The 25,385-nt window shown below is 61.1% G+C and carries 16 protein-coding genes; 2 read left to right on the top strand and 14 right to left on the bottom strand.

All coding sequences use genetic code 11. From position 1 onward, the window contains the following. Nucleotides 1-36: 36 nt before the first annotated feature. The 5 genes from ISP19_RS05305 to ISP19_RS05285 all read right to left on the bottom strand — a co-directional run bounded on the left by ISP19_RS05305 (nucleotide 37) and on the right by ISP19_RS05285 (nucleotide 6,833). Nucleotides 37-1,374: a hypothetical protein gene (locus ISP19_RS05305; protein ID WP_204680317.1), complete on the bottom strand. Its 1,338-nt coding sequence runs from the start codon at nucleotides 1,372-1,374 to the stop codon at nucleotides 37-39. Nucleotides 1,375-1,800: 426 nt separating this feature from the next. Then, nucleotides 1,801-2,259, bottom strand: coding sequence for a DUF3617 domain-containing protein (locus ISP19_RS05300; RefSeq protein ID WP_204680316.1), 459 nt, complete (start codon nucleotides 2,257-2,259; stop codon nucleotides 1,801-1,803). Nucleotides 2,260-2,338: 79 nt separating this feature from the next. Continuing rightward, on the bottom strand, nucleotides 2,339-4,381 hold the full coding sequence (locus tag ISP19_RS05295; RefSeq protein ID WP_204680315.1) for an alkaline phosphatase family protein: 2,043 nt from the start codon (nucleotides 4,379-4,381) through the stop codon (nucleotides 2,339-2,341). Between the two features lie 223 nt (nucleotides 4,382-4,604). After that, nucleotides 4,605-6,263 (bottom strand): multicopper oxidase family protein, encoded by a 1,659-nt coding sequence (locus ISP19_RS05290; RefSeq protein ID WP_204680314.1) that lies wholly within the window; start codon nucleotides 6,261-6,263, stop codon nucleotides 4,605-4,607. 297 nt (nucleotides 6,264-6,560) lie between these two features. Continuing rightward, the gene (locus ISP19_RS05285) at nucleotides 6,561-6,833 is read right to left on the bottom strand and encodes an XAC0095 family protein (protein ID WP_204680313.1); all 273 of its coding nucleotides are present in this window, start codon (nucleotides 6,831-6,833) and stop codon (nucleotides 6,561-6,563) included. A gap of 1,181 nt (nucleotides 6,834-8,014) precedes the next feature. Here ISP19_RS05285 and ISP19_RS05280 point away from each other — a divergent pair. Continuing rightward, the gene (locus ISP19_RS05280; protein WP_204680312.1) at nucleotides 8,015-11,833 is read left to right on the top strand and encodes a beta strand repeat-containing protein; all 3,819 of its coding nucleotides are present in this window, start codon (nucleotides 8,015-8,017) and stop codon (nucleotides 11,831-11,833) included. Between the two features lie 585 nt (nucleotides 11,834-12,418). Beyond that, nucleotides 12,419-14,185 (top strand): ShlB/FhaC/HecB family hemolysin secretion/activation protein, encoded by a 1,767-nt coding sequence (locus ISP19_RS05275; RefSeq protein WP_204680311.1) that lies wholly within the window; start codon nucleotides 12,419-12,421, stop codon nucleotides 14,183-14,185. 134 nt (nucleotides 14,186-14,319) lie between these two features. Here the strand turns inward: ISP19_RS05275 and ISP19_RS21470 are convergent, their stop codons facing one another. From ISP19_RS21470 to ISP19_RS05230, 9 genes are read right to left on the bottom strand one after another with little or no spacing between them, the layout of a single operon-like run. Then, nucleotides 14,320-15,300, bottom strand: a complete 981-nt coding sequence (locus tag ISP19_RS21470; protein WP_204680310.1) for a glycosyl hydrolase — start codon at nucleotides 15,298-15,300, stop codon at nucleotides 14,320-14,322. A gap of 29 nt (nucleotides 15,301-15,329) precedes the next feature. After that, nucleotides 15,330-16,406 (bottom strand): acyltransferase family protein, encoded by a 1,077-nt coding sequence (locus ISP19_RS05265; protein ID WP_204680309.1) that lies wholly within the window; start codon nucleotides 16,404-16,406, stop codon nucleotides 15,330-15,332. Next, nucleotides 16,396-17,502, bottom strand: a complete 1,107-nt coding sequence (locus ISP19_RS05260; RefSeq protein WP_204680308.1) for a hypothetical protein — start codon at nucleotides 17,500-17,502, stop codon at nucleotides 16,396-16,398. The genes ISP19_RS05265 and ISP19_RS05260 overlap by 11 nt, the downstream gene beginning before the upstream one ends. Next, nucleotides 17,492-19,879 (bottom strand): CDP-glycerol glycerophosphotransferase family protein, encoded by a 2,388-nt coding sequence (locus tag ISP19_RS05255; protein WP_204680307.1) that lies wholly within the window; start codon nucleotides 19,877-19,879, stop codon nucleotides 17,492-17,494. Before ISP19_RS05255 ends, ISP19_RS05260 begins: the two co-directional genes overlap by 11 nt. Beyond that, nucleotides 19,876-21,129: a lipopolysaccharide biosynthesis protein gene (locus ISP19_RS05250; protein ID WP_204680306.1), complete on the bottom strand. Its 1,254-nt coding sequence runs from the start codon at nucleotides 21,127-21,129 to the stop codon at nucleotides 19,876-19,878. Before ISP19_RS05250 ends, ISP19_RS05255 begins: the two co-directional genes overlap by 4 nt. A 3-nt stretch (nucleotides 21,130-21,132) precedes the next feature. After that, nucleotides 21,133-21,561 carry an FAD synthase family protein gene (locus tag ISP19_RS05245; protein ID WP_204680305.1) on the bottom strand — a complete coding sequence of 143 codons (429 nt, stop codon included), beginning with the start codon at nucleotides 21,559-21,561 and terminating at the stop codon, nucleotides 21,133-21,135. After that, a complete protein-coding gene (locus tag ISP19_RS05240; RefSeq protein WP_204680304.1) occupies nucleotides 21,558-23,804 on the bottom strand; it encodes a polysaccharide biosynthesis tyrosine autokinase in 2,247 nt (748 codons plus the stop codon). Before ISP19_RS05240 ends, ISP19_RS05245 begins: the two co-directional genes overlap by 4 nt. Next, nucleotides 23,801-24,259, bottom strand: a complete 459-nt coding sequence (locus tag ISP19_RS05235) for a low molecular weight protein-tyrosine-phosphatase (RefSeq protein WP_204680303.1) — start codon at nucleotides 24,257-24,259, stop codon at nucleotides 23,801-23,803. Before ISP19_RS05235 ends, ISP19_RS05240 begins: the two co-directional genes overlap by 4 nt. Further along, the gene (locus ISP19_RS05230; protein ID WP_204680302.1) at nucleotides 24,256-25,368 is read right to left on the bottom strand and encodes a polysaccharide biosynthesis/export family protein; all 1,113 of its coding nucleotides are present in this window, start codon (nucleotides 25,366-25,368) and stop codon (nucleotides 24,256-24,258) included. The genes ISP19_RS05235 and ISP19_RS05230 overlap by 4 nt, the downstream gene beginning before the upstream one ends. Nucleotides 25,369-25,385 lie beyond the last annotated feature (17 nt).

The raw sequence follows: 25,385 nt of genomic DNA, 5'->3' as shown, positions 1-25,385 counted from the left end.
TCCGTTCCGGCGCCGTGCTGGATCACGTCATGACGACTACTGAATCTCGTTAAGCGCCGGATCGCGCTCCACCTTGAAGGTCTTGGCCGGCGGGGTCAGCGACTTCATCAGCTTCAGGCGGAAATTCTTCGCCTGCTGACATGCATTGGGCCCTTGCACGAACACACCACCCTGCTTGCACTTCCAGTCGTAGAAGTTCTCGATGCCTCCGGCCAACTGCAGGCTGTAGTCGGTGCTCAGCGCCGCCGCATCGAACGGGTAGCCGGCCGGCTCGTTCTGGAACCAGCGCATCCACGCCTTGGAACCGACCGGTGGCGGATTCGCCTGGAAGGTCGGATTCATCGGCGACAACACCGGACTTTCCCCCGTCATGTGGCAGCTCATGCAGGCACTGACTGGATTGTCCACCGGTCCATTCAGCCGTCCATTCCAACCCAGGTGGGTCGGCGGCAATTCGGACTTGGCGTTGATCGCCGTTTCCATGATCTTCGGATTGATCTTGGTAACGGTGGGCTTGGGATTGGTGTAATCGTTGCCGGTGTTTTCCGGATCATTGCCCCACATCACGCCCACCGGCACCAGGTTGTCCCAGCTCGGCTTGCTACCCACCGCACCGTTGTACTGGAAGGTGCCGAAGATCCAGCCGGTTCCCGGCACGCGCGTATCACGCACCGCGAAGTCCATCTGGATCAGCGCCACGTTCTTGATTTCACGGTTGGCCGAGGTAAAGCTGTCGGTGATGTAGGCCTGCCACAGCACCGGATTCACCAGGAACGGCACCTGCTTCAGATCGATATCCGCAAACAACGCCTTGCACACCACGGTGCCGTTGTGAAAGCTGTTCGGCTTGGAAGTGAAGGACGGGTCCGGATTCTGCGGATCCTTCCATACCTGGCCAAAGGTGTAGCCGCCGATGTCGTTATAGATGCCGACCGCATAGGTCTGCCCGGTGCTGGTCTGCGTGGCTGCCAGCTGTTGCGACTGGATCTGCGCTTCCTTGGTAAGACCGTGAATGCCTTCGCGGCCTAGTGGCCCGTAATGTTGCCAAGGTGCGTGATACCACTTGCGCACCGTGTTTTTCTGCACATACCAATCGCTTTCGACATTGCCTTCCAGGCAATACTTCTTCACGGCATCCACGTACGGCCGCCATTGCTCGAAGTCGTTGCTGAACTTGGCCGGCAGCAGCTTGAAGAAGTCCGGCGTATCCGTCGGCAAGGTCGTCGGATAGCTCTGGCTCAACTGAAAGATCGGCCCTTTGTAGGTGGAAGGCGGTTGGTAGCCGTAATCGGGAAACGTTCCCGCGTAGGCAGCACTCGTCATCATCACGAGCGCCGCGACGGCACCCGTGATCCTGCTTTTACTCAAAAGCATGCTTGAATCCCCCGTTCTGAATACGTAAGTCCGTAGCGGGGATATTGCGTCCCCGTACGACCGTGTCCGGTTGACGCCTGGCCCGGACTGGCCATTCACGATCCAGCGGGGCGTACCTTCACCTGAAGGATGTGGGGAAGGTGTGAAATTGGGGGGCTTGGGAGTAGCGGTGCTTTGACTTGTAGGCGACCCTGCATTTTCCAGCTCGTCGTCCCGGCCTTCGCTGGGACGACGGTGGGGTGGTTTGGATAGCCGCGTAGGTTGGGTTAGCGCAGCGTAGCCCAACGCATATGCAAGCATGCCAGACGCGAAAAACGCGCGAATCGCCTTACTCGTGAAGAGACATTTTCCGTGGGGTGTTACAACCGTTGGGTTACGCTGCGCTAACCCAACCTACCCAACCGCGTTCTGACTCGGAGCATCTGCTCAATCGCTGGGGCCCGTACACGCCGCATACCGCTTACCTTCCACCTGCGACACATCGTGCCCGTTCAATGCAACGCTGCCGGTGTAATGCTGCGGCGAATCCAGCGTGATATGCCCGTGCCCCGTTTGCGTGCCGCACGTGATGTTCCACGCCAGCGCCGTGCTGGTGCGATGTTCACCCGCGCGCTGGCAGTTCGGCGCCGGGGCCATCACATCCACGAAGGTCTGCCACGGGTCGCCGCCGTCGTAGAGGCACTTCCACCTCACCAGATCCGCGCCGGCATGGCCGTCCTTCACGGTATGCAGGGTGATCTTCCACAACCCCGGCATGGACTGAAAATCTCCCGGGTCGGCATGCACGGGGGAACTGACGGTGCTGGCCGCGCCGAGCAGCAGCAAGGCGGCGACGGGATTGGACCAGCGGCTGAAGTGACTGACGGATCGCGCAAACAAGCTCATCGCAAGGTGTTCCGGTTTGGCAGCAATAAAAAAACATACCCCGCCCACCTGGTGGACGGGGTATGGATCAGCAGGATACTCAGTTCTGTGTTGCGGCAACGCTACCGTTGTCCGACTGCCAGCCATGAGCGAAGTTGAACATATCCATCAGGTCGCCGATGGCCGGTGAGTTCACCGGTACATACGGGTTGTTGGGGAACTGGATCGGGTTCGGCAGATTGTCGCGGCTGCGGCCCGAGATCGTCTCGTTGATGCCCCAGTTGGCTTCGACGAATTTGTCGAACGACACATGATCGAAGTACGTGTGCACCACGCGGCCACCGGTCGAGTACTTGGACACCACCAGCAGCGGGATGCGCGTGCCGTCGCCGAAGAAGTCGATCGGCTGCACATAACCGGAGTCGTAGTAGCCGCCACCTTCATCGAAGGTGATCATGATCGCGGTGTTGTTCCACAGCGTCGGGTTGGCCTGCACCATCTGCACGATCTTCTGCACATAGCCTTCGAACAGCTCCAGCTTGGACGAGGCCGGATGGCCGTCCAGCAATCCGTCCGGCTTGGCAATCGCCACCGCCGGCAGGGTGCCGTTCTGGATGTCGCTGTAGAGGTTGTTGATGTCCTGGTTGTTGGCGCGCAGGGTCGGGTTGATCATGACCTGCGTGGAATACAGGAACGGATCGCAGATATTGCAGAAGGTGCCGGCTTCACCGGCTTCCGTGCCGTTCGACCAGCCTTCGCCGTAGTACTTCCAGCTCACGTTATGGCGCGTCAAAAGCAGCGCGAGGTTCTGCTGTTTGGTCGGCGGAACGGTGTACTGGTCGGCACCCAGCGGCGCCGCCTCACCGGTACCCAGATAGCCCGGGTTGTAGTTGTTGACCAGGTAATACGCACCCGCTTTGCAATCCGTGCCGCGGAAGGTGCGATACGGCAGGGTCTTCAGATAGCTGCGCACCGCCGCCACGCCCGGCTGCGTATCGTCCGCGCAGTTCACGTAGGAACCGCCGCTGTAGCCGTCCTGCACCCACCAGTTGTTGGTGCCGCTCTGCGAGTTCGGGTTTTCGATCTGGTTGCTCGGCGGCACCGCCGGGTTGCCGTTCGCGTCGGCGTAATAGATCGCATCGCCGAAGCCCAGCATGATGTGGTTGGCGCCCGTGCCGCCCATCACCGACTGGTGGAAGTTGTCGCTCAACGCATACTGCTCGGCGAGTTGCTTGAAGTACGGCGCATCGCCCTGGGCCATGTTGAGAAACTGCATCGAGGTGGAACCTTCGCCGGTGCTTTCATCCGTGAAATTGGCCGGCTGCGTCACACCGTTGTTGCCGGCGCCCATGGTCACTTCCACCCACGGGAACAGGTCGGCGCGGCAACCGCTGGGGTTCGCACGCGTGGCGTTGGCAACGTTGCAATCCAGCTGCTGCCACATCTGGAAGAAGCGATGCACCGGGCTGTTGGCGTAGTCGTTGTAGCTGATCGATGCGTGCATGTTGACCGGCGCATTCCCCAGCGTGGCCGGGAAGCGCGTATCGACGACATCGTTCGGCAGTCCGGTGCCGCCTTCAGCGAGTTCGACGTAATCGGCAGTCGGCAGTGCGGGCTCGATCGCCTCGGCCTGCGTCGCGGAAGCAAGATAGGGCTGGGTCGGCGCGCCACCGGTGTTCATTTCCGGCAGATCGGTATACGCGCTGGTGCGGGTCGGGGAATTCGTATAGTCGCCAGTCTGGCTGGCCTGCCACTGCGCCGCCTTGGCCACATTCGGACCGGGCGTGCCGTCGGCTTTCACGATGCCTTCGGACAGCAGGTTGTTCACCGTCTGGCCGGCGGGCGGCGTGTAGGTGGCGAACACGTGATCGAAGGTGCGGTTTTCACCGATCAGCAGAATCACGTGCTTGATCGGCGTACGCGTATGGTTGCTGGCGTCCTGGCCATTGCCGCCGTTGTAGATCGTCACGACGCCGCCGGGCTGACCGTTCACCGGTGTGGTGGCGGTGCTGGGCACGTTCGCGCGAAAGTGGGCGTCATTCGGTGGATTCGACGTCTGCGCATTGGCGAGACCGACGATACCGGTCGCCAATGCGCACAATACAAAGGGCTTGAAACGGGTACGGCCAAACTTCGTAGGCATGACTGGTGTCTCCTGCGGGCGTTCTGCGAAAGCCTGCAATCGAAGTAATCCCCCTGATTACGCCTGCGCACACAGTCGAGCCCCTGCGCAAGCAGCGCAAGTGTGCGCCGCTTACATGACGCAACGTTGGCAAGCCCGCGACACGGAGTCTGAACCGCATGACAGTGCTGCGACAAACGTCGCGATAAACGTGACGCGTCACCACATTGCGTTCACGCACACTTTACGAAGTCGCCGGCAGCACTTCGTAAGGCCGCATCATTTCGTTGTCCTCGTGTTCGAGGAAATGACAATGCCAGACATAACGTCCCGGTTCGCCTTCGAAGCGCATCGCGATGCGCGTCACCATGCCTGGATCGGCGCGCACCGTGTCTTTCCAACCCATCTCATGCGGTTCCGGCGCTACGGCGGGACCGGTGAAGGTGAGTTGACGATGCGCGTTCCACGCAAACAGATCGAACGGACGGCGATCCACGATCTGGAAGCGCACCAAATGCAGGTGAATCGGATGCGCATCGCCGGTGAGATTGACGAAACTCCAGGTTTCGAGGCTGTTTTGCCGCGGATTCTCGCTGATCGGATCGGCCCAGTGCTTGCCGTCAAGCAACATCATCAGCGCGTTGCCGTTGGCGTCGTCAATCTCGTTCAAGGTCATCACGCGATGACGCGCAGCGCTGGCCGGATCGATGCGCGGCACCTCGCGCAGCGCGGACGGCAACACCGAGGCATCGCGCGTAGCGCTGCTGCGCACGCGAAATTCCACAATGCCCTGCGACTGATGCCGCAACTGCACCGATTTCCCGGCCAGCGCCGAAAAATCGATCAGCACATCCGCGCGTTCTGCCGGATACAACTCGATCCGCACGCGCTCCAACGGCTTGCTCAGCAAACCCTGGTCGCTGGCGATCTGCTGGAAGGCTTGATCCTGCGACAGCGACAGATCGAAGAAGCTGGTGTTGGCGACGTTGATCAGGCGGAAGCGATAGCGCCTTGGCTCGACTTCAAGAAACGGAAAAATCTTGCCGTTGCATAGCGGCAGATTGCCGAGACACTGCATCACCCACGGCGCGGAAGGATCATCGGACACCGGGTAATACAGCTGGCCATCCTGCGCCAGCAAACGATCGCACAGGATCAGCGGAATGTCGTAGTCGCCGGAAGGCAAGCCCAGCTTCTGCTCCTCGGCATCGCGCACGATATACGCGCCCGCCAGGCCGGCGTAGATATTCAGCCGGGTGATGCCCATCGCGTGATCGTGATACCACAGCGTGGCGGCGTCCTGCCCGTTGGGATACAGGTACAGTTTCGAATGGCCGGGCGTGTACCAGTCTTCCGGATAACCATCGCCATCGGCCGGCACGCGTGCGCCGTGCACATGCGTGACCACGCGCACCGGCGGCGTGTCTTTGCCGGCGCCGTGAATGTTGTGATCGATCGGCAAAAAATGCTGCGCCGGCAACGCATTCACCCACTCGACCAACAGAGGCTCATTGCGCTGCGCCTCCAAGGTCGGACCCGGAAACGAACCGGCATAACCCCACAACGGCGTCGCCGGCACATCGCGATGCAGCTTGGCCTGGAACGCGCGCATCTCCATGCGGTAGTAAGGCAGCTGCTGGCCGGGATACGCCTTGTGCGCACGCTGTCCTGCCGCACGCATCGTCGGCGGAATCGGCAGGGGATCGACAAAGCGCGCCAGCGAGGCGGGATTGATCAGCGGCACCTTGGGCGCGGCCAGCATGGCGGCGGTGCTGCGCATCGCCATCGGCATCTTCATCGGCGGTGGCGTCGCCGCGCGCAGCACGCGCCCGGCCGAGGTCAGCACATACGCGCCAAGCAGCCCGCCCGCGCCACGCAACACATCACGTCGCGACATCGTCATGCGCGCCGGCCCACACCGTCACAGACAAAGACGGCTGCCACATCGGTGCAGCCCGAAAGCTGCCAATGAGAATCATATGCATGCGTCATGCTGGTCACCGTAAGCAAACTCCATGACAGCGATGTTGCAAGGCGAGCCGACCCGTCACGTTGGTTGGGTAGGTTGGGGTAGGTTGGGTTAGCTCCGCGTAACCCAACGATGGTTGTCGCTTCGGTGGAGATCCGTTGGGTTACGCTGCGCTAACCCAACCTACCCAACCTACCCCAACCTATCCGACCTGCATTGGCCTTCGCTTGATCAATGCCGCTTGTGGTCCCGATGTTCGATGTGGTTGCCTTGCTCCAATTGCTCCAGCGCCTCACCAATCAGTCTGCTGATCAGCTGAAAGGTGAGTTGCATTTCCCAGCGGGGAATCATCACGGTGCCATCTTCGTCGGTGTGCGACTCCTCGTCGCTGCCGACATTCGACATGATCATCAGCAGGCGCTGAAGGTTTTTCAGTTCGATGTAGTCGTCTTCGGACAATAGATAGTGCTTCAACCCGAACGGGTCGATGTAGGTGCTTTCCATCGGTGTTCTCCACGCGCTTAGGTCGCCCGCGCATTGCGCGCGGGCGAAGGGACTGCAGGAAAAACCTGCTCGTTTCAGCGGAATCGCCAACTTCCGCTAGGACGATTACCCACTTGGGCCCGACGCCGCGCAGTCTGAGCGGCGGTGAAGTAGCGCTGATGTCGGCTTGGCGGGGTCACGCGTAGGCGTGCGTGCCGTAAAATCGGGGATAACCATGGCGAACTCTCCTGTAGTTTGTTGTGGCCAGCGGATCGTTTGGGTTGCGCCCCAGGCGATCCGCGCTACTTCTCTAGTGTCGGGCGTGTCGTGGTCATCACTCGGATGGGCACGCCCGACACGCATACGATTGCATAAGCAAGATCGATGTTGTTCAAGAACAGGCGAATTTGTGGCGATGGAAATTTCGCCGCGTTTGCTTTGCTCCCTCTCCCCTTCGGGGAGAGGGTTGGGGTGAGGGGCTGCGCTGGCGGGGAAATTCACATCGCGTCGATGTTTCTTTGGGCTCGTCGCGAGGTTGCCCCCTCACCTCAATCCTCTCCCCAGAGGGGAGAGGAAGAAAAGCGTCGGCGCTGCGGATCTCTCACTCATGCCATAACAGCCCCCTCTCCCCTCCAGGGAGAGGGGTTGGGGTGAGGGGCTGCGCTTGCGGGGAAAATCAGAACCGCGTCGATGTTTCTTTGCAAGCTCATCGCGAAGTTGACCCCTCTCCTCGCTCCTCAGAGCCGAGCAATCCATGTGCTCTCCCCGCGTGCTCCAGAGAGCAGAAGAAGAAAAGCGCGAGCCCCTCGGCGTGCGATTTTCCAAGCACACATCTTCTTACAAATTTGATTTTTCAAAACCACCGCATTCCATGCCAGGCCATCCACAACACGCTCTACACGCACCATAAGCGCAAAAACACGCACATTTTCGCGCTAGCCGGCCAGACACGCGCTTGCATCCATCCCAACTAAGCCTGGCGCCTAGTAACCGTCAAATAGAAAAAAAGCCTTCATCTCCCTATGTTGTCGCAACATCCGTAACCACGCTCGTTATAGAGCAAACGGCTCTGATAAGCGCCGACATGGACCGCATGCACATCGTCATCGAACGATGTGCTTGGCCAACCCTTAGGAGTACGAGGCTGTATGAAAGGAATGAATAAAAATTATCTAAGCGCTACGCCATCCATGAAGATTCGCGTGAAACCGCTAGCGCTACTGGTATCCCTGCTGGCGAGCGGACAGGCCGCCGCCGTGCAAAACGGCAATGTCACGGGCGGCGATGCCAGCATCACTCAGAATGGCGCCACCACCACCATCCAGCAGCACTCGGATCGGGCGATCGTGGCGTGGAATAACTTCGATATCGGCCAGGGCGAACGCGTCAACATCCAGCAGCCCAATGCCAACGCGGCCATCTTGAATCGCGTGGTGGGCGCATCCACTGCCACCCAGATCCAGGGCGCACTCGACGCCAACGGGCGCGTCTTCGTCATCAATCCAAACGGCATCGTGGTTGGCCCACAGGGAACCATCAACGCGAACAGCGTGGTGCTGTCGACCGCGGATTTACGCGATAGTGACTTCATGGGCGCCGACTCCTTCTTGCTGGGTTCGCCCGGTGAGGGTGATGGCATTCGCAACGACGGTGCGATCACCGCACCGCAGGGCGCCTACCTGTTCAGCAATCAAGTGGTGAATGGGCCGAGCGGACAAATCACGGCCGAGCAAGGGTGGGTGACATTGGCGGCCGCTCAACTGGCGCACCTCATTCTGCTCCCGGACGGTTCGATCGGGATGTTGCCGCTAGACGGTAGCCAAACGAACGTGCTTGCCGCCAATGACGGACACATCACCGCGGGTGGTGGGGTACGCGTGCAAGCGTCGGGTACGGGTACATCGGGCACTGCGATCGTACGCAATACCGGCACGATCGAGGCCAAAGGGATGGACGGCCTGATCGGTGCCACCAGTGCGACCCTGATTGCGACTGGCGGTGCGAAGGCGACCATCGATCTGCGCGGCACCATTTCGGCAAATCAAATCTACGCTCGCAGTACCGGCGATCTGAATGTCGACGGGGCCGCGCTGCTTGCGTCAACGGAGGGGCCGGCCGCGTCCAGCGTATGGCTGTCGGGCCAAAACATCACGGTGGGTCCTGGCGGCCTGGAGTTTCTGGGCAGCTTGTTTCTCACTAGTTCCAATGACAAGGGCACGTTCACTCAAAACGGCGACATCACCAGTGCACGGGGTTCGATCACTGCGCAGGGATTGAGCCTTTTCGCGCAACAGGCTGGCACCACCACCCTTGACGACGCCTCCGGCAGCATGACGGTACGCGCCGATAACGTCACTTTGAAAGATGCCTCGATCGGTCGTGAACTGTGGGTCGACGGCACGCAAGCGACCGTGGATGGTGCCCTCACTGCCCAGCGCGTCACCGTCTCCACCAACCAATTGGACATCACCCGCCACGGCGTCATTGACGCCGCCAACGTGACGCTCTTCAGCTCTGGACGAACGAACATCGCTGGCCGCGTTACCGCCGCGTCGCGCTTATCCATCACCGGATATCAAGGTGTCACGCAGACCGCGGAGGCGTCGCTGCGCTTCGGCGATGCGATGACCCTCACTTCCTTGGGCAATGTCACGCTGAATGGCACGATCGACGCGGGTTCCTGGTACACCGTGAACGGGTTGCGGTTTGCGGCAGGCGTGTATCAACCGGGCCAAGGTTACGGCGGGGCGAATGCGTTGCCCGGCCTGACACGTGGCGGAGTGATTACCTCCGGTGCGGGCAGCATCACTCAGAATGGCGACACGACCCAGGTAGCGCAGACCTCTGACAAGCTGATCATCGATTGGCTGGACTTCAACATCGCGGCCAACCAGAGCATCACGTTCCTGCAGCCAGACGCCAATGCCGCGGTGCTCAACAAGGTGACCTCCGGCAAGACAACCACCATTGACGGTGCGCTGACGGCCAACGGTCGCGTGTTTGTCCTCAACCCCTACGGGATTGTGGTCGGCAAGAGCGGTACCATCAATGCCAACAGCATCACGCTGGCAGCCGGCTCTTTATCCGACGAGGATTTCTTTAAGGACAACGCGTCGCCGGTGTCGACGCTGGATTTCACGCTATCCAACCCGGTGAAAAACGAAGGCACGATCGCCACGCTGACCGGCGCCACGCTGCTGGGCACCCAAGTGTTTAACCTCGGGAATGGCCAGATCAGCAGCGACAACGGCAATATCGGCCTAGTGGCCGGCGGCCACGTTCGGGTGCGTCAAAACGACGATGGCAGCCTGCGCGGACTGGACGTCGACGGCGCGATGTTTGACTCAGCGCTCATCAACGAAGGCCGTATCACGGCCGGCAACGGCTTTGCCCAGTTGGAGGTTTATTCCTTCCCATCCGTTGGATATGAGCTCATACACAATACCGGCGAAATCGAGGCGATCAATCGCTCCGGCACCGCGCCGGTCCCGGGCGAGCTGGGCGCGGGCGACATCCTGATCAGTGGGCACAGCGACTTCTCGTCGCCCTATGGGGCAACGATCAGCGGCCGTCTCACCGGACAGAACATCACGCTGCACAACGATGGCAAGCTGACTATCAACGCCACCGGCGGCGGCTCGATCGACACCGTTAGCGCGACCCACGTGACGCTCTCCAGCGATGGGCTCATCCACCTCAACGGCAACGTGATCGGCACGTCGACCGTGTCGATCACCGGGCAGCAGGGTGTCACGCAGACCGAAGACGGGCTGTTGCGCTCCGGCGATGCAATGACCATCGCCTCGGACAAGGTCACGCTGAACGGCACGATCGACGCGGGTTCCGGGTACAGCGTGAACGAGCAGGGTCAATGGCAGCCGTTTGCGGCAGGCGTGTATCAACCGGGCCAAGCCTATGGCGCGGCGAATGCGTTGCCTGGCCTGCCCAATAACGGAGTGATTACTGCTGGCTCCGGCAGCATCACCACTGCCGGCGACGCCACTAACGTGGTGCAGACCTCCGACAAGCTGATCATCGATTGGCGGGACTTCAACATCGCCTTCGGCGAGAGCCTCAACTTCCTGCAGCCGAACGCGAATGCCGCGGTGCTCAACAAGGTGACCTCCGGCAAGACGAGCACCATCAACGGTGCGCTGACCGCCAACGGCCGCGTGTTCATCCTTAACCCTTACGGGATTGTGATCGGCCCGACTGGAACTATTAACGCCAACAGCGTGACCCTGGCGGCGGGCTCGATCCTCGCTGACGAGGATTTCCTCATGGGAGACACCTGGAACGTGAACACGTCCAGTGGCTCGGGCCAGCAAGGCCTGGTGCAAAACCACGGCACGATCGCCACCAAAACCGGCGTCACCTTGATTGGCAACCAAGTGTTGAACCTGACCAGCGGCCGGATTACCACGGGTAAAGGCAACCTCAGCATGGTGGCCGGCGGAATGGTCCAGCTGAGTCAGAGCAACGATGGCAGCGTGAGCAAGGTGGACGCCCTCACGTCGACGAACAACGCGCTCGTGGCCAACGATGGTCGTATCACGGTCGACAACGGCTATGCCCAACTGGAGGCGTATACCGACACGCCCAACCAGGGCGAGATCGTGCGCAGTCTCGGCCAGATCGATGCGCTCAATCGTTCCGGTGACGTGTCAGCACCTGGCGAGCCGAGCGCAGGCAACATTCTGATCCGTGGCCGCAGCAGCGACGAATCGTCCGGCACGGTGGATATCCGTGGCCGTCTCAATGGACAGAACATCACGGTGCACAGCGACGGCGATCTGAACCTGTATAGCGCTGCCTTGACCACCTGGCAGCGTGGCGCGGACCCCAGCAAGCAGAAGGTAACGCTGGAAGGCAACCGCATCATCGTGGGGCCCGAGGGCCTGACGATCGATGGCAGTGCGGTCTTGCGGGGGGTCGGCAATGCGCCCGTCTTTGACCAGCAAGGTCCGTTCACCGTGATCGGTAACGATGTGTCCCTGATCGATCTCGATCTGACGCACTAAAAGGTGTCATCCGCGAGGCCTCCGCGTGGTTCACGCGGGGGCCTTCGCGCGCTGGGACATCCGCTAAATGGTCTCTTCGATACCACCGCGCGCCTTATTTTCCTCGAGAAAAAACGTACTTTTCCTCAGGGAAAAACAGAATCGTCATATAGGAAAAAAGGCCTTCGTCTTTCTATAGTTGTGCGACATCCGTCACCCTCCCTTTCCGTTGAGCAAACCGCTTGATACGGGCTGACACGGACTGCGTACATGTCGTCATCGAACGACGTGTCGCATCAACAACCTGGAGAACGAGGCCCCATGGAAGGAATCAACAAGGATCGTCTTGGCGGTACACGACGATGCGGTACTTCAACGAAGTCCACTTGATGCCCGCGCTATCGATATAGCCCGGCGCTGTTCTCTCTCGCCACCTCATCGGCCAGCGCGGCACCTCGCCTGACAAGACACCTGATGAGTGAGCGTCACCCCGGTGGCGGCCTGTTTATGCATCGCGATGCGATCCGCCCAAGCAGATTCGATGCGCGCACTGCTGTGCCCCATGCACAGCGCCACCTGACTTACTGACTCACATCATTCTTCGTTATGCATTCACCTATCAACGCTCTCAGCCGCTTCGGCCGCCCATTCCATACTGTTCCCACCACACCGCTCTATGCCGCCATCCTGGCGCTATGCGCCGTCCCTCATGCGTATGCGCAGACCGCGCCAGCCGGCAACAGCGCGGGCAACATTCTTCAGCAGAACCAGGGGTTACTTGCACCGGATAACGATACGCGTACCGCGGCGCCGCCCCCGGACCCCATCCATCCGGGCGCATCCTCGCCCTCTGCGTCGGTACCGCCGCAAACCGTTTATGTGCAGCATTTTGAGCTCGACAAACCGCTCGACGAACCCTTGGCCATGCAGGTACGCCGCTTGCTCGCCAGCGCAGAGGGGCGCGATTTGACGTTCGCGCAGATCGTGCAAGTGCGCGACAAGCTCACTGCGTTGCTGCAAAGCCACTACGGCATCCTCACTTTTGTGGTGGTGCCGGAGCAAGACGCCAGCAAGGGCACCTTGCGGTTCCAGATGATTCGCGGCCGTGTTGAAAGCATCACGCTGCGCAATCGTTCACGGGTATCGGACGATACGCTCGAGCGGATTTTCCGGACCCGCCAGATAGCCACGTTGTCGGCAAGCGAGCAAGGCGGCGTCGATCGGGTATTGCATGCCGCGAACCTGGCGCGCGCGCTGCCCGGCGTCGCCTCCATCACGCCGACGCTGACGGAAGGCGCTACGGAAGGCGGCACCAAGGTGATGGTCGATGTCGCGCCGGCGCCTGCTTTCGAAGCGGCCGTCGTGACGGATAACGCGGGCTCGGCGGGAAGCGGGCGCTACCGCGTGGGTACCCAGTTGACCGTCAATAACCCGCTTGGCATCGGCGATCGTGCGCGTGTGCTCGGTTACGCCGCACCCGGCAGCGTGCAGGACCGCATCGGCCGTGATGGGCGTACGTGGATTGGACTTGCCTCGTACGACGCGCCCTTGGGTTTCTCGGGCACGCGCGCCGGCATCCAGTATTCGAAGGTGGGTTACGCCCTGGGTGGCGGACTGAAGGATCTGGGCAGCGGTTACGCATCCGTCGTCAGCTTCTATGCGAACCACCCCCTTGTACTGACGTCACGCAATGAATTCCGCATGGGCGTCCAATACAGCCGCAAGAATCTCAATGACGAATTTTTCGGCATCAATGCCTTGCGTCGTTCGAACGTTGCCAGCCTGCTGGCCTACGGCACGCATTATGGGCAGCTCGCCGGCAAACCCAACGGTCTGCAATACAGCAGCGAACTGGATGTCGGTAGTTTGTGGCTGGTTGACCTGGGCTTGACTGCCGATCCCAGGACGTCGGGCCGGTCCACCAAATGGACCGGCAGTGCGGATTTCACCCAGCTGCTTTGGCGCGGTGCCGACATCCGTGCGAGGGTGAGCGCGCAGCTGGCCAGCAAGCATCTGGATCCCTCGGAACAGATGTCGCTGGGCGGTCCGAACGCGGTGCGTGCGTACGGCTACGATGTGCCGAACGTCGATCAGGGCGCGCTCGCATCCCTGGATCTGAGCCAGCAGATTCCACGGCTGACGGGGGTGTCGACGCGCGTGTTCGCCGATGTCGGACGTGGACAGATCAATCGGAACGGTGGTGTGTTTGGCAGCGACAATACCTGGATGGCCGCGGGATACGGTGTTGGCCTGACCTACCAATACAGGAATCGCCTGCGGCTGGATCTTGCGCAGGCCTTTCGGCTGGGCACACCGCGCGGGATGGCGCCGGATCGATCGCAGACCTGGTTCACCGCGACGTATTTCCTCTGACACGGCGACCTCCGTGCACCACCCCCGCGATCGAAACGGTATTCACGTATCGACGCGGGGCGGTGATGACCACGCCATAAGCCTGCCGCAGCACAGGTCCGCTATCGGTGTGCGGCAGGGTATCGGCCGATGCCTCAGCGATTGAATTCGGCCATGCGCAGCGCTGCGGGCTTGGGTTCACCATTCTGGCGAAACAGGCCGAAACGATGTTCTCGGTTATCCGGATCGCTGCCGTCATCGATGAGGTCGTACCACCACACACCACGCACCTGTTTGCTAGCCTTGGCCAGTTCCATAAAGCGCGTCAGATACTCGGCCACGGCGTCTTCGCTGTAGCCGCGGGTGCTGGTGGGCCAGCCGATTTCGGTGACGTACATGTCGACGGGATGGCCGCTTGCCTTCGCCATCATGCGTTCGACCTGGTCGACCCATGCCATGGCCGCATCCGGCGTATGACCCCATGATGGCTTGCCGTAGTTGTACGGATGAATGCTAACTCCGTTGATGGCGGAAAGCGCATCGGTGCGTGCAAAGGCCTCGAACCAGTGCGAGTCTTCATTGGTGGCGCCGCCGGCGATAACGATCGCGTCGGGGTCCACCTGATGAATGGCCGCTGCGGCCGCACGGACGAGCGCCGCGTAGTCCCGGACACTACCGATGCTGCGCGGTTGGGTGGTGGAGCCGAAACCCACATCCCATTCGTTCCAGATTTCGTAGTAGCGCACGACGCCTTTCATCTGCGTGGCCACCCAGTGTGCGTAGTGGGCGAAGCCTTGGCGGGCTTCTTCGGTGGTCACCAGACCGCCCTTTTCGTAGAGCGGATTACCGTAGCCCAATAGCAACAGCGGACGCTGTCCACGCGCTTGGGCTTCGCGAGCCTGTTCCAGCACGCGCGCATAGCGAGCCGGCAAGGCGTAATGCCCCTTTTCGCGCTCGATGGCGGCCCATACCAGTGAGGTTCGCCAGGAGGTCAATCCGGCTTGCTTTACCAGCCGCGTGATCATCGGCAGATCGGCGTTGTGACGGGCGAAGTGGATCGCCGCACCGGCCTCCATGTCCAGCGCATGTCCGGACAGCGAAGCAAGCAACGCTATGGCCAGCACCGAACACTGCACGAATCGCTTTCGCCGCGGGGTTTGCACCATTACCGGAGCCCTTGCAGCCATCGTTTGCCCAGCCGCAGACAGGGACGTTCCAGCCAGCGGTACGAAACCACACCCACCACCGCACTCGCCGCCAAGGCCAGGAGGGCAAAGACAAGATGCGTCCAGGGTGTTTGATTCATGCCGGTTCGAACCCATAGGTGCGCGACCAGCTTGATCACGAACAGGTGGGACAGATAAATCGAGTACGACGCGTCGCCGACCCTTCGCAGCACTCGATACGCTGGACGCGGGCACGCCGCTTCGCCAACGACCAGACCCAGCACGATCAGCGCGCTGCACGAGCCAAACACCACCGTGCGTAGCCAGGGCGGGTGCGTGTAAATACCGAGCGTGTTCAATAGCATCGCGGCCAGCAAGAAGCCCAGGGTGCCCAACCAGAACATCGGGCTTGCCAGGCGTGCGGGAAACCGTTGCCAATGGATGCCGATCAACGCGCCGGCGATGAATTCCCAACCCATGGGACTGGCTATCACTTCCTGCCACGGCGTGTCTGGCCGCAGGAGCGGTGCCAGACTGATCAACGCCGCCCATCCACACAGAAAAACCGTAAAGCGCTGCTCCCGCACCGTGGCGATCGCTATCGCGACAACCAGATAGAAGTAGGCTTCGTAAGTGAGCGTCCATCCCACCGGTAGCAAGGGAAAGCCCGCTTGCGGCCAGAGCACAAAGGAAGCGAGGATGCTTTTGCCGGCACTGTCGGCATTCAATACGCCCGTCGCCAGGATCGACAGCGCGACCACCATGCTGGTGTAGATCCAGTACGGCGGCAGAACGCGTAGGCCGCGATCAAGCAGAAACCGACCTGCATGGTGCGGCGATGCAAACTGCCCCTTCGCGATGATCGCCATGACAAAACCGGAGATGACGAAGAAGATGTCCACGCCGGCGTAACCGAAACGGACCAGACCATCCAGTATCGCGGGCCCCTTGCCGAAAGCCTGCTCGACATCGTGCCAGTGATAGACCACGACCATCAGTGCCGCGACGCCGCGCAGAACCTGAATGGACTGGAATGGGCCGGAACGGGCCGGTGCGCTGCCGGGGTCATTCCGCATGGGCTATCCCTCGATGCCGTTTCAGCCGACCCCTTGCCAGCGGGCAGCGATCCATCCATTCAAACTCGGCCACGATCAACAACAGAAACGGCAATACGCTGACTTTGTGCCTGAAATACGAACCGAAATCAGGCTCGAACAACGCCCCCACGATCGTAAAAGTCAACAAGGCATGGGCAGCCAGCGTGCGCAAGCCGCGCTGCGGATCCATCAGCCGCTTGAACATCAACCGGGTCAGCAGGCATTGCAGGATCACATAAGGCAGATACGACAGGCCGACGGATAGCAGGGTCACAGGAAACAGCAACTGCAACAGGGTAATGAAGCGGTTACCGATAAAACCGATGCCGCTGTCATCCGGAAGCAGATACTGGATACGGCTATTGGATACGTCACCCAGATAGTCAGCCCGGCCTTTGATGATCAGGTCGAGCGGCAGCTTGTTATGAGCCACGGCAACGACGACCGCGCCAAGCAGGTACACGAGCGCCAGCAGCTTGCGACGCCTATCCAACATCCAGTGCAGCGGCAACAATGCGGCGAACAGCAGGTAATAGACGCGGAAGTAGAGTCCGCATAGCGCCATCAATGCGACGTAGGCGATAAACATGCCGCGACGGCCAAGCGTGCCGGACCGGTGCAACATCAACACGGCCACGGCCAGCCATGCCGGCAGCAGTTCCTTGGATATGCAAAAAAAGAACGGCGAAAGGACAATCGTGAAGAACGCGAAGCGGAGCGTGTTTGAATAGTCCGCCCGCAGGCGCCAGCCGAACACCTGTAATGCGATGCCGGCAAAGAACAAGGCGCCGAAACTCACATTGACGATAAATTGGTTGTCATCGAATACGCGGCCATAAGCATCGAGCCTTACCCCGACGTCGCGAAACAGATCGAACAGCGGCGCAAACAGATAAGCCGAGGCCTCGTAGGAGCTGCCGAACACGGCCAAGTTCGGCCTTGTCTGAAGAATGGTGATGCCGTCCACATACAGCAATGGAATCGGCATCAAGCCCGCCACCGCTGCCGACAGCAGGAAGCAGAGGCACAGCAACACGATACGCGTCGCCAAAGCATTGCGGCCTTCAATGTCCACGCGCCTGCCTCAGGTAGAACGATTCGAATTGAGGCATGGCCTGACGTATGTCGAAGCGCCTGGCCGCCTCGTCGCATGCCGCCACACACATGGCCTCACGGCCTTCACGCCACTTCAGCAAGGTTTCGATGCGCAGCGCCATGGCGGCGGCGTCGTTAGCCGGTACCAGGTAACCGTTCTGACCATGGCGAATGATGTCGCGGATACCGTCGACGTCGGTGCCGACCACCGGCACACCCAGGCCGTTGGCTTCGGCGAGCACGTAGCCGAAGCTCTCATAGTGCGAGGTGAGTACCGCGACCCCCGCCGTGGCAAGCAACTCGACCACCTCGGACCGCGGCAGCCATTCGATGACATGCAGGTCGTCTTCGGTCAGTCGCGCCTCGCGCATCATGCGCTGGAGTTGCTGCCGGTCGTCTTCATAATGGCCGACGCCGATCAGATAGCACGGTACGTTTGATGCATCGCGCAGGCGGCGCACCACGTCCAGATACATGGGGATGTTTTTCTGCGGGCTCACGCGCGCCACCAGCACCACGTGGTTGCCGCTACATCCTTTGCGTCGTTCGATCAACCGTTCCAGATCGACTGTGTTGAGGATGTACTCGACCCGAGCGGGCGGACATCCCACGTCGCCCATGGCGCGCTGCGCCTCTGACGGTGAAGTGCCTAGTGTAGTGCTGCGCGCCATCCGGTCGAGCAAGCGCTCGGCCACCATGAACAAGCAGCGTGGCAAGCCCTTTTTGGCAAGAAAGAAATAAGCGTGCGGCGTGTAGACGAGCTTGCCCCCGAGTCCAAGGCAGGCGAGGCGGCCGACCAATCCCGCCTTGGAGCTATGCAGGTGCACGATGTCGGGCGCGCTGTGACGAACGATGCGGCGCAATGCCAGGGCGGCCTTGAAGTCCGACCACGGTGCAATCGATCGCCGCATTGGCACTATGTTGACCGGCGCTCCTTGCGCGATGGCGTACGTCTCCAATGCGCAAGACTGCGGCAATACAAACGATAATTTGAGCTTCTTCGCATCATTGTGCGAAGCCAGCAACTGCAGGTAGGTTTCCACACCACCAAGGCAGCCGGTAACGTGCAGGATGTCCAGTGGCGCATCCTGGCCGGGTTGGGGCAGTTCCAGGTCCGAAGCGATTTCCTGCAACAGGCGATGCGCGCTGTTCGCATCGACATGGTTGTGATAGCGCCGGGCCAGACGAATGCCCGTGTTTTCGGCGGTCTGGGTCGCGGACTTTTCGTCACCGAGGATCGATGCCAGCTTGGTAGCCACGCCATGCCAATCCGCGAACCATTCGCCGCCGGTGAATTCGTCATAGGTTTCGTACAGGCCGCGGCTGCGCTGATAAGCCTCCAGATCAGGTGCGAAGAAGACGATCGGCCGTTGCAGCAGGCTGTAATCCATCGCGATGGCGGAGTAATCGGTAATCAGCACATCGAAGGCATTCAGTACGCGATTGACGTCGTGCAACATGGACGCGCTGAGGAAGCGTATGCGTCCACGCTCCATGCTGCCGATATCTTCCTGCGCCACACCCCATGGATGCGATCGCACCACCAACCAGGCGTTGTGCCTGGCAAGCAGCTCATTCAATGCGTGCAGCACTTCGGCATGCGGCAAGGTAGGGTCGGCCTCGCCATCCCGCCAGGTGGGCGCGAACAGCACCAGTTTCGCCGGCAGGGCAGGCGTGTCCCAGATATCGGCAAGCCGTTGTATCGCTTCCGCCCTGCGCGAGACGGGGTCGCCCTCCAGAAGAACGTCGCAGCGCGGATCGCCGGTAAGGCGGATGCGCCCGAAATCACGCCAGCCCCATGCGCTTTTGAAGCGTGACCTGACGATTTGCGCGGTTGCGGGAATGCAACGGATCAACGCCGCCGATGCCTTGAACATCTGCGCCACCAACCACGCGCCGATCTGGCCTTTACGACCGCTGGCACCGGTCCGCTGAGCATTGGGTGCATCCAGATGAATGCGCTTCAACGGCGAGCCGTGCCACAGCTGCACCAGGTACATGCCGGGTACAAACGGACGGCACAGGTCACCGAAGCCATGTGTCACCACGCCGACGCCGGCACGCAGCGTCAACCAATGGGCGCGCCAGGAGGATTTCTGGTAGACCTCAAGACCAAGCTGCCGGGCCTCGTCATAGTGCGACTTTTCCTGAGCAATCCAGACCAGGCGCAATTGCGGGTATTCCTTGGCAGCCACGCGCAGGAGGCGCAGCGGACCCTCGCCCACACCGGTCTTGCGGCCAAACACCCATAGTTGCCGATTACGCGGAAACACCAAGGCGAGCAATCCAGCCAGGACATACAGTGGCAAACGAATCAGCTTGGCCGTGTTGGCTTTTGCAAAGGTAAATGTCTTCATACGCTTGTCCCATGCGCGGGCATCCGGCGCCGGAAGTAATGGATAAAGCCGATCACCACGAGCAGCTGCGTAGCCAGCATGCCTTTCACCGCGGCGGCGGCGCCGTAACGGCCGAGCACGGCCATCAAGATCAGACCGACTGGAATCAGGGCCAGCGCATAGACTTTGAAGAGGTCGCGCGTATTGGCCTGCGCGCGAATCGCGGAACGATAAACGGACGCCACCACCCACAGTGCCGGCAGCCACGCAGCGACGCGCAATACGTCGGCAAAGTCACCGTAGTCCTTTCCGTAAATCAGCACGATCAGCCAATGGCTAAAGGGAGCGACCAGCAACCCGCCAAGCAGGGTGATCACGAACAGCGCCGTCGCCACCCGATGGACGGTCCGCGCATACGTTTGTGTATTACCGCTGCGATGGAGGTTGGCCAGTATCGGCAGAACGGCCGTGCAGGCGCCGACCAACAAGGTGTTGATCGGCGCAACGAGGTTCAGCACGGCGCGCAGACCGCCGGTCTGCACGGCGTCTCCGTACAGTGGCATCACGAACAGATAGCCGTTGCTGTTGACCCAGATCAAAAGCGCCGCCGGCAGCGCCCAGGCAGAGTACTTCCCGGTTGCGTGCAGGTAGCGCTTGAAGTGTTCAACGCATACCGGATCGGGTTGCCTTACCGCAAACCACAGGGGCAAGGAAGCCGCCGCCGCACCCATCGCTACGGACCACAGCGGTTGCCATGCGGCGCCTTGCCAGTGATACCCCATCCATGCGCTACCAAGCAGTACTACTGCGTAAACGCCGGTGGCACCGAATACAACGAACGGACGCATCTGCCGGTAATAAAAAGGCTTCACCGACCAGTAGCCGGTGCTCAGCAGCGTGGCGAGCACGAACGACGGATGCCAGGTGGCCGCGCGAAGCTCGTCCGACCAGACGCCAGCCAGACCGATCAAACCGATACAGCCCATGCTCAGCGCCAGCGTGACCAGAAGCAGCGGCGTTGCGCCGTAGCGGCGAACGCCCTCCGGCACACTTGCTTCTACGCTGTAGACCTCCGCAACGACCGCAGCGTGAATCATGTTCACCAGTACGATCAACGCATAGGCAAACGCGAAAGCGCCAAGCGCTGTCACGCCACCCAGGCGCGCCACCAGCACGCCCAGGAGGAAATTCGCTGCCGCAAGGCTGGCCTGGTCGAAGGCACCTAACACTGCCTGGCCGCCGGATCTGCCGTGTTGCTTGCCCGTCGCCATGCCTTATCCCTGGCGAATGACTTCGATGATCTCGGTGGTGGAGATCGAAGGCGTGCGCTTCAGATAGACCACTTCGCACAGGTCCTTGCAGAAGTCGAAGCGGCCTTTCCAATCGTCGCCCATGACCAGCACGTCGGCCTTGTGCTGCACGATGTAGTCGCGCTTCAGGTCCAGCGATTCCTCCATGAACACTTCATCTACGTAGCGCATGCTGGCGACGAGTGCCGCGCGATCCTTTTCTTTATAGATCGGGTAGCGCTGCTTTTTGCTGTAATTGAGCGCGTCGGTGGAAATGCCGACGATCAAGCTGTCACCGAACTCGCTCGCCCGCTTCAGCAGTCGCAGATGGCCAAAGTGCAGCACATCGAACGTTCCGAAGGTAATGACGCGGCGTGGCGAGGTCGCCGGTGATTGATCGAGTTCGATTCTCATGTGGGCGCACCGTTGCCTTCCATGTCGTTGCCGGCGAGATCGTCGCCATAAGTTCCATAGCCGTATTGGCCATAGCGCGCGCCTTGCAAGCTGGCCTGGACGCCGTTGAGCACGACACCTTGAATGTCGACGCCGGCGCGCGCCAGACGGGCGCGGGTCGCGATCAATTCACCTTCACTGGTGAGGCCGTAACGCGCGGCCACATAGACCGTGCCAGCCGACTGGGCCAGCCATAACGTGTCCGCCACCGGCAGCACCGGGGCCGAGTCGAGCAACACGATGTCGTAGTTCGCGGCGGCATCGGCCAGGCACTTGTCCAGCGCGGCGGTCTGCAACAACTCGGTTGAGTTGGCGCGCCTGGCGCCGCTGGTAAGCACGGATAACCCGGGCTGGCTGGTCGGTTGCACCGCGTCGGCGAACGTCACTTCTGCACGCAATACGCTGGATAGACCGGGCCCCTCGTCGAGCTGAAAGCTGCGATGCAAGACGCCTTTGCGCAGGTCGGCATCGACCAGCAGCACACGCTTGCCTGCTTTGGCCAGCAACACGCCAAGATTGGCTGTGATGAAGGATTTGCCGACGCCTTGCGTTGGGCTGGTGATCAAGACGATGTTGTTGCGGGCATCCAGGCCAAGCAACTGCACGGCGACGCTCAGGCTGCGCATGCCCTCGACCGCCGGTTCCTTCGGTTGACTTATCGCCACCGGCAAACGATTGACTGCGCCAGCGCGCAGGCGTAGCCGCTCGCGGCGAAGTTGGCCCTTGCTCAGCGGGATCGTGGCCAGCACGACGGCACCCAGCGCGTGTTCGATCTCTTGCGGATCGGTCACCGAGCCGCGCCACAGGTCGCGCATCAGGGCCGCACCTATGCCGGCAAGCAGGCCCAGCAACAGTGATCCGCCGATGACCAAGGCGCGACGTGGCTTGACCGGCTGCTCCGGAACCTCGGCATGGTCGACGATGCGCACGTTGCCAACCTTGCCGGCGCGCAACAGCCGCAACTGTTGCACGCTGTTGAGCATGGCGACATACAGATCGTTGTTGACCTTTACTTCGCGCGTCAGCCGTACGACGTCCTGCTCGGTATTGGGCAGGTGCTTGAGCTGCGCATCAATGCCCTGGATCTGCTGCTTCAACAACGCGATCTGTGCGTCGATGGCGAGCATGTCCGGATGGGCGGGCATGAACTGCAGCTGCTTGGCCTGGCGCTCTTGCTGCAACAGACTGACCCGCGTCTGACGGTCGACCACCTCGCCCAACTGGAGCTTGGCTTCTTCGCTCAGGTCGATGACGCCGTGGCTGTTGCGGTAAGCCAGCAAGGCATTTTCGGCGTGGCGCAGGTCCTGCTTCATGCCGGGGAGCTGCTGCTCGAGGAAGGTCAGCGACTTTTCTGCCTGCAGCGACTTTTGCTCGCTGTTCTGCAGGACATAGGCGTCGCCGACGGCCTTGACCAGCGCGGTCACCTGTTGTGGGCGGCTACTTTGCAGCGCTACCGAGATAACGCCGGCATCCTTTGCCTTGTCGACAATCGTGATGCGTTGCTGCAGCTCGGATATCGTCAGCTGGCGCGAATGGCGGTACAGCCTGAAGCGCGTGCCCGGGTTGGCGTTGATTGCCTTGACGTTGAGCACGACGTCACCGGCGTCGGTCTGGATCTGCGCTGTATCGCCGATCTGTCCGATGTATGCCTTCGGCATATGTGGCGACCGGAGGCTGTAGCGTCCGCCACCCAACGTAATCAGGGTGAACGTGTCGTCGTAGAAAACGTCGGGCATGTCGAATCGCGCCACGTCGATCGATTCGTTGCCCCATGCATAACCGCCGTAGCCAAGCAGGCCCGGTTGGGAAAGCGAACGGCTACCGTCGGCGATCCATCGACCGATCAGCGGGAAGCGCGCCGGCTCAGCCTGGATGTAGTAGCGAGTCCTGTCCACAGCGCTGCCGAGTACGTCGCGCGAACCGAGAATTTGCATTTCCGCCTGATCGCTGGACTTCGCGCCGAGGAAGCTGCTCAGGTCTCCCAGCAGTTGCGTACTGGCGCTGTCGCTGTTGTCTTCAATTTGCACCAGCAGGCTCGACTCGTAGATCGGCGTCGCGAGCCAGGCATAGAGGACACCCAGGGCGAAGATTGAGCCCACGGTTTTGACGACCAGGGCACGAGATCGCCACAGCATGTCGAGCACGGCGAACAGATTGATGCTTCCGAACGATGCGTCGCCGGCGGCGCGGGCATGGGTTTTCATGGTGATGACATATCTCGTGCGGATGCCCCAAGTAGCGCACTCAGTCGCGGCTGCCAGGCGTCCACGGCCGCGGCGATGCGCTCGTAACAGTTGACGAACACGTCATGGGGTTGACGGTATGGATCGGCGATGCCTTCTCGGTCAAGCAGATGGACTCGGCCGCGAAGTTGCGGATAACGGTTCAGCACGTGCTGTTTCAGGGGTTCGTCCATGACGAACATCACGTCATGTCCTGCGCACAGGGCGCCGCTCAATGGCTGCGAGCGGTGCCCGCTGATATCGATGTGGTGCGACAGCATGACGGACACGGCATACGGGTCGGCAGACATGCCGGCCCGCGCCTGGATGCCGGCCGATGTCACTTTCATGCCGGGCATGGCTCGCCGCAGCAATCCTTCGGCCATCGGACTGCGGCACAGGTTGCCGACGCAAACAACGAGAACACCGCCGATCATGGGCCATCTACCGCGCGCTGTGAGTAGTAGAGCGAGAGCGTGCTGGAGGTGAGCAAGCTCATGATGCGGTTCCAGCGCATCAGACCGGCCGTCTGTACGTAGACCAGATCGCGCGACTGAAGTTGAAAGCGTCCGGCAAGCGCAAGACCGGTAGGCGATGCTGCATCGAGGCGAAATACTTCGGGCGCGTCGCTGTTGTCGCGCACGCGCACGACATAGATGCCGCGCGGATTGCTGCCGACCTGGCTGACCGATCCGGATAGCGCCAGCGCATCGCCAAGACTCAGTGCGCCATCGCGCATGGGTACGGCACGTGCCTGCCCTACTTCACCGGCTACGAAGACCGGGTTGTCGGCGCGGTCGGCGACGTGTACGCGATCGCCATCGCGCAGATAGATGTCTTGAGCACCGTGCCCGGCACGCGCCAGCGCAGGCAGGTTGACCGGATATACCTTGCCGGCACGATTGATGGTGATCGTGCTGGCATCGCCGCTGGCGGGAATGCTGCCGGCACCGGCCAGCGCCAATGCCAAGGTCATGGGCACATCGGTGATGTCCTGGCTGCCGGCTGTATGCACGGCGCCATCGATATAGACCCGCTTGCTGCGGAAACCGATCACGCGTACGGCAACCTGCGGATCGCGAATGTAATGCGCGAGCTTGTTGGTCAGCTCGCTACGCACTTGTTCGACGGTTTTGCCGGCGACAACCAGACTTCCCACGTAGGGATAATTCAGTTGCCCCGTGGCGTCGATCACGAATCCAAACGGCTGGTCGTTGCCGTTACGCATCGGCGGCGCATCAGGCGGCACCAGCTCGGGGTGATTGACCACGCCAATGGCGAGGATGTCGGCCGCTCCGATCCGATATCCCGCGCTTTTTTCCGCGAAAGCGGCGCGCAAACGACTCACTTGCGGATCGTCCACTGGCTTTTGCGCGGCAATGACTGCCGGTGTGATGAGGGTTACCGATGGTGCGTCTTGGCTTGAGGGTGCGTTCATGCCGGGCGCAATCGCGCAGCCGCCCAGCCACACGGCCATCAACACGATCGCTGCGCGGGCCATGAATGCATGCGCGATGCGGTTGCAAGAAATTGATGTGGCGTTCATGGGCAAATTCGGCTTCA

Origin of the sequence: Dyella flava (genome assembly GCF_016904955.1) — a bacterium.
Classification (GTDB): Bacteria; Pseudomonadota; Gammaproteobacteria; order Xanthomonadales; family Rhodanobacteraceae; genus Dyella_B; species Dyella_B flava.
Note: the sequence above shows the minus strand (reverse complement) of the source record. Positions and strands in the feature narration are given on the sequence as shown.

Coding starts and splice junctions, on each gene's coding strand:
- ISP19_RS05305 (WP_204680317.1), bottom strand. CDS start 1,374: ATGCTTTTGAGTAAAAGCAGGATCACGGGTGCCGTCGCGGCGCTCGTG.
- ISP19_RS05300 (WP_204680316.1), bottom strand. CDS start 2,259: ATGAGCTTGTTTGCGCGATCCGTCAGTCACTTCAGCCGCTGGTCCAAT.
- ISP19_RS05295 (WP_204680315.1), bottom strand. CDS start 4,381: ATGCCTACGAAGTTTGGCCGTACCCGTTTCAAGCCCTTTGTATTGTGC.
- ISP19_RS05290 (WP_204680314.1), bottom strand. CDS start 6,263: ATGACGATGTCGCGACGTGATGTGTTGCGTGGCGCGGGCGGGCTGCTT.
- ISP19_RS05285 (WP_204680313.1), bottom strand. CDS start 6,833: ATGGAAAGCACCTACATCGACCCGTTCGGGTTGAAGCACTATCTATTG.
- ISP19_RS05275 (WP_204680311.1), top strand. CDS start 12,419: ATGCATTCACCTATCAACGCTCTCAGCCGCTTCGGCCGCCCATTCCAT.
- ISP19_RS05265 (WP_204680309.1), bottom strand. CDS start 16,406: ATGCGGAATGACCCCGGCAGCGCACCGGCCCGTTCCGGCCCATTCCAG.
- ISP19_RS05255 (WP_204680307.1), bottom strand. CDS start 19,879: ATGAAGACATTTACCTTTGCAAAAGCCAACACGGCCAAGCTGATTCGT.
- ISP19_RS05250 (WP_204680306.1), bottom strand. CDS start 21,129: ATGGCGACGGGCAAGCAACACGGCAGATCCGGCGGCCAGGCAGTGTTA.
- ISP19_RS05245 (WP_204680305.1), bottom strand. CDS start 21,561: ATGAGAATCGAACTCGATCAATCACCGGCGACCTCGCCACGCCGCGTC.
- ISP19_RS05240 (WP_204680304.1), bottom strand. CDS start 23,804: ATGAAAACCCATGCCCGCGCCGCCGGCGACGCATCGTTCGGAAGCATC.
- ISP19_RS05235 (WP_204680303.1), bottom strand. CDS start 24,259: ATGATCGGCGGTGTTCTCGTTGTTTGCGTCGGCAACCTGTGCCGCAGT.
- ISP19_RS05230 (WP_204680302.1), bottom strand. CDS start 25,368: ATGAACGCCACATCAATTTCTTGCAACCGCATCGCGCATGCATTCATG.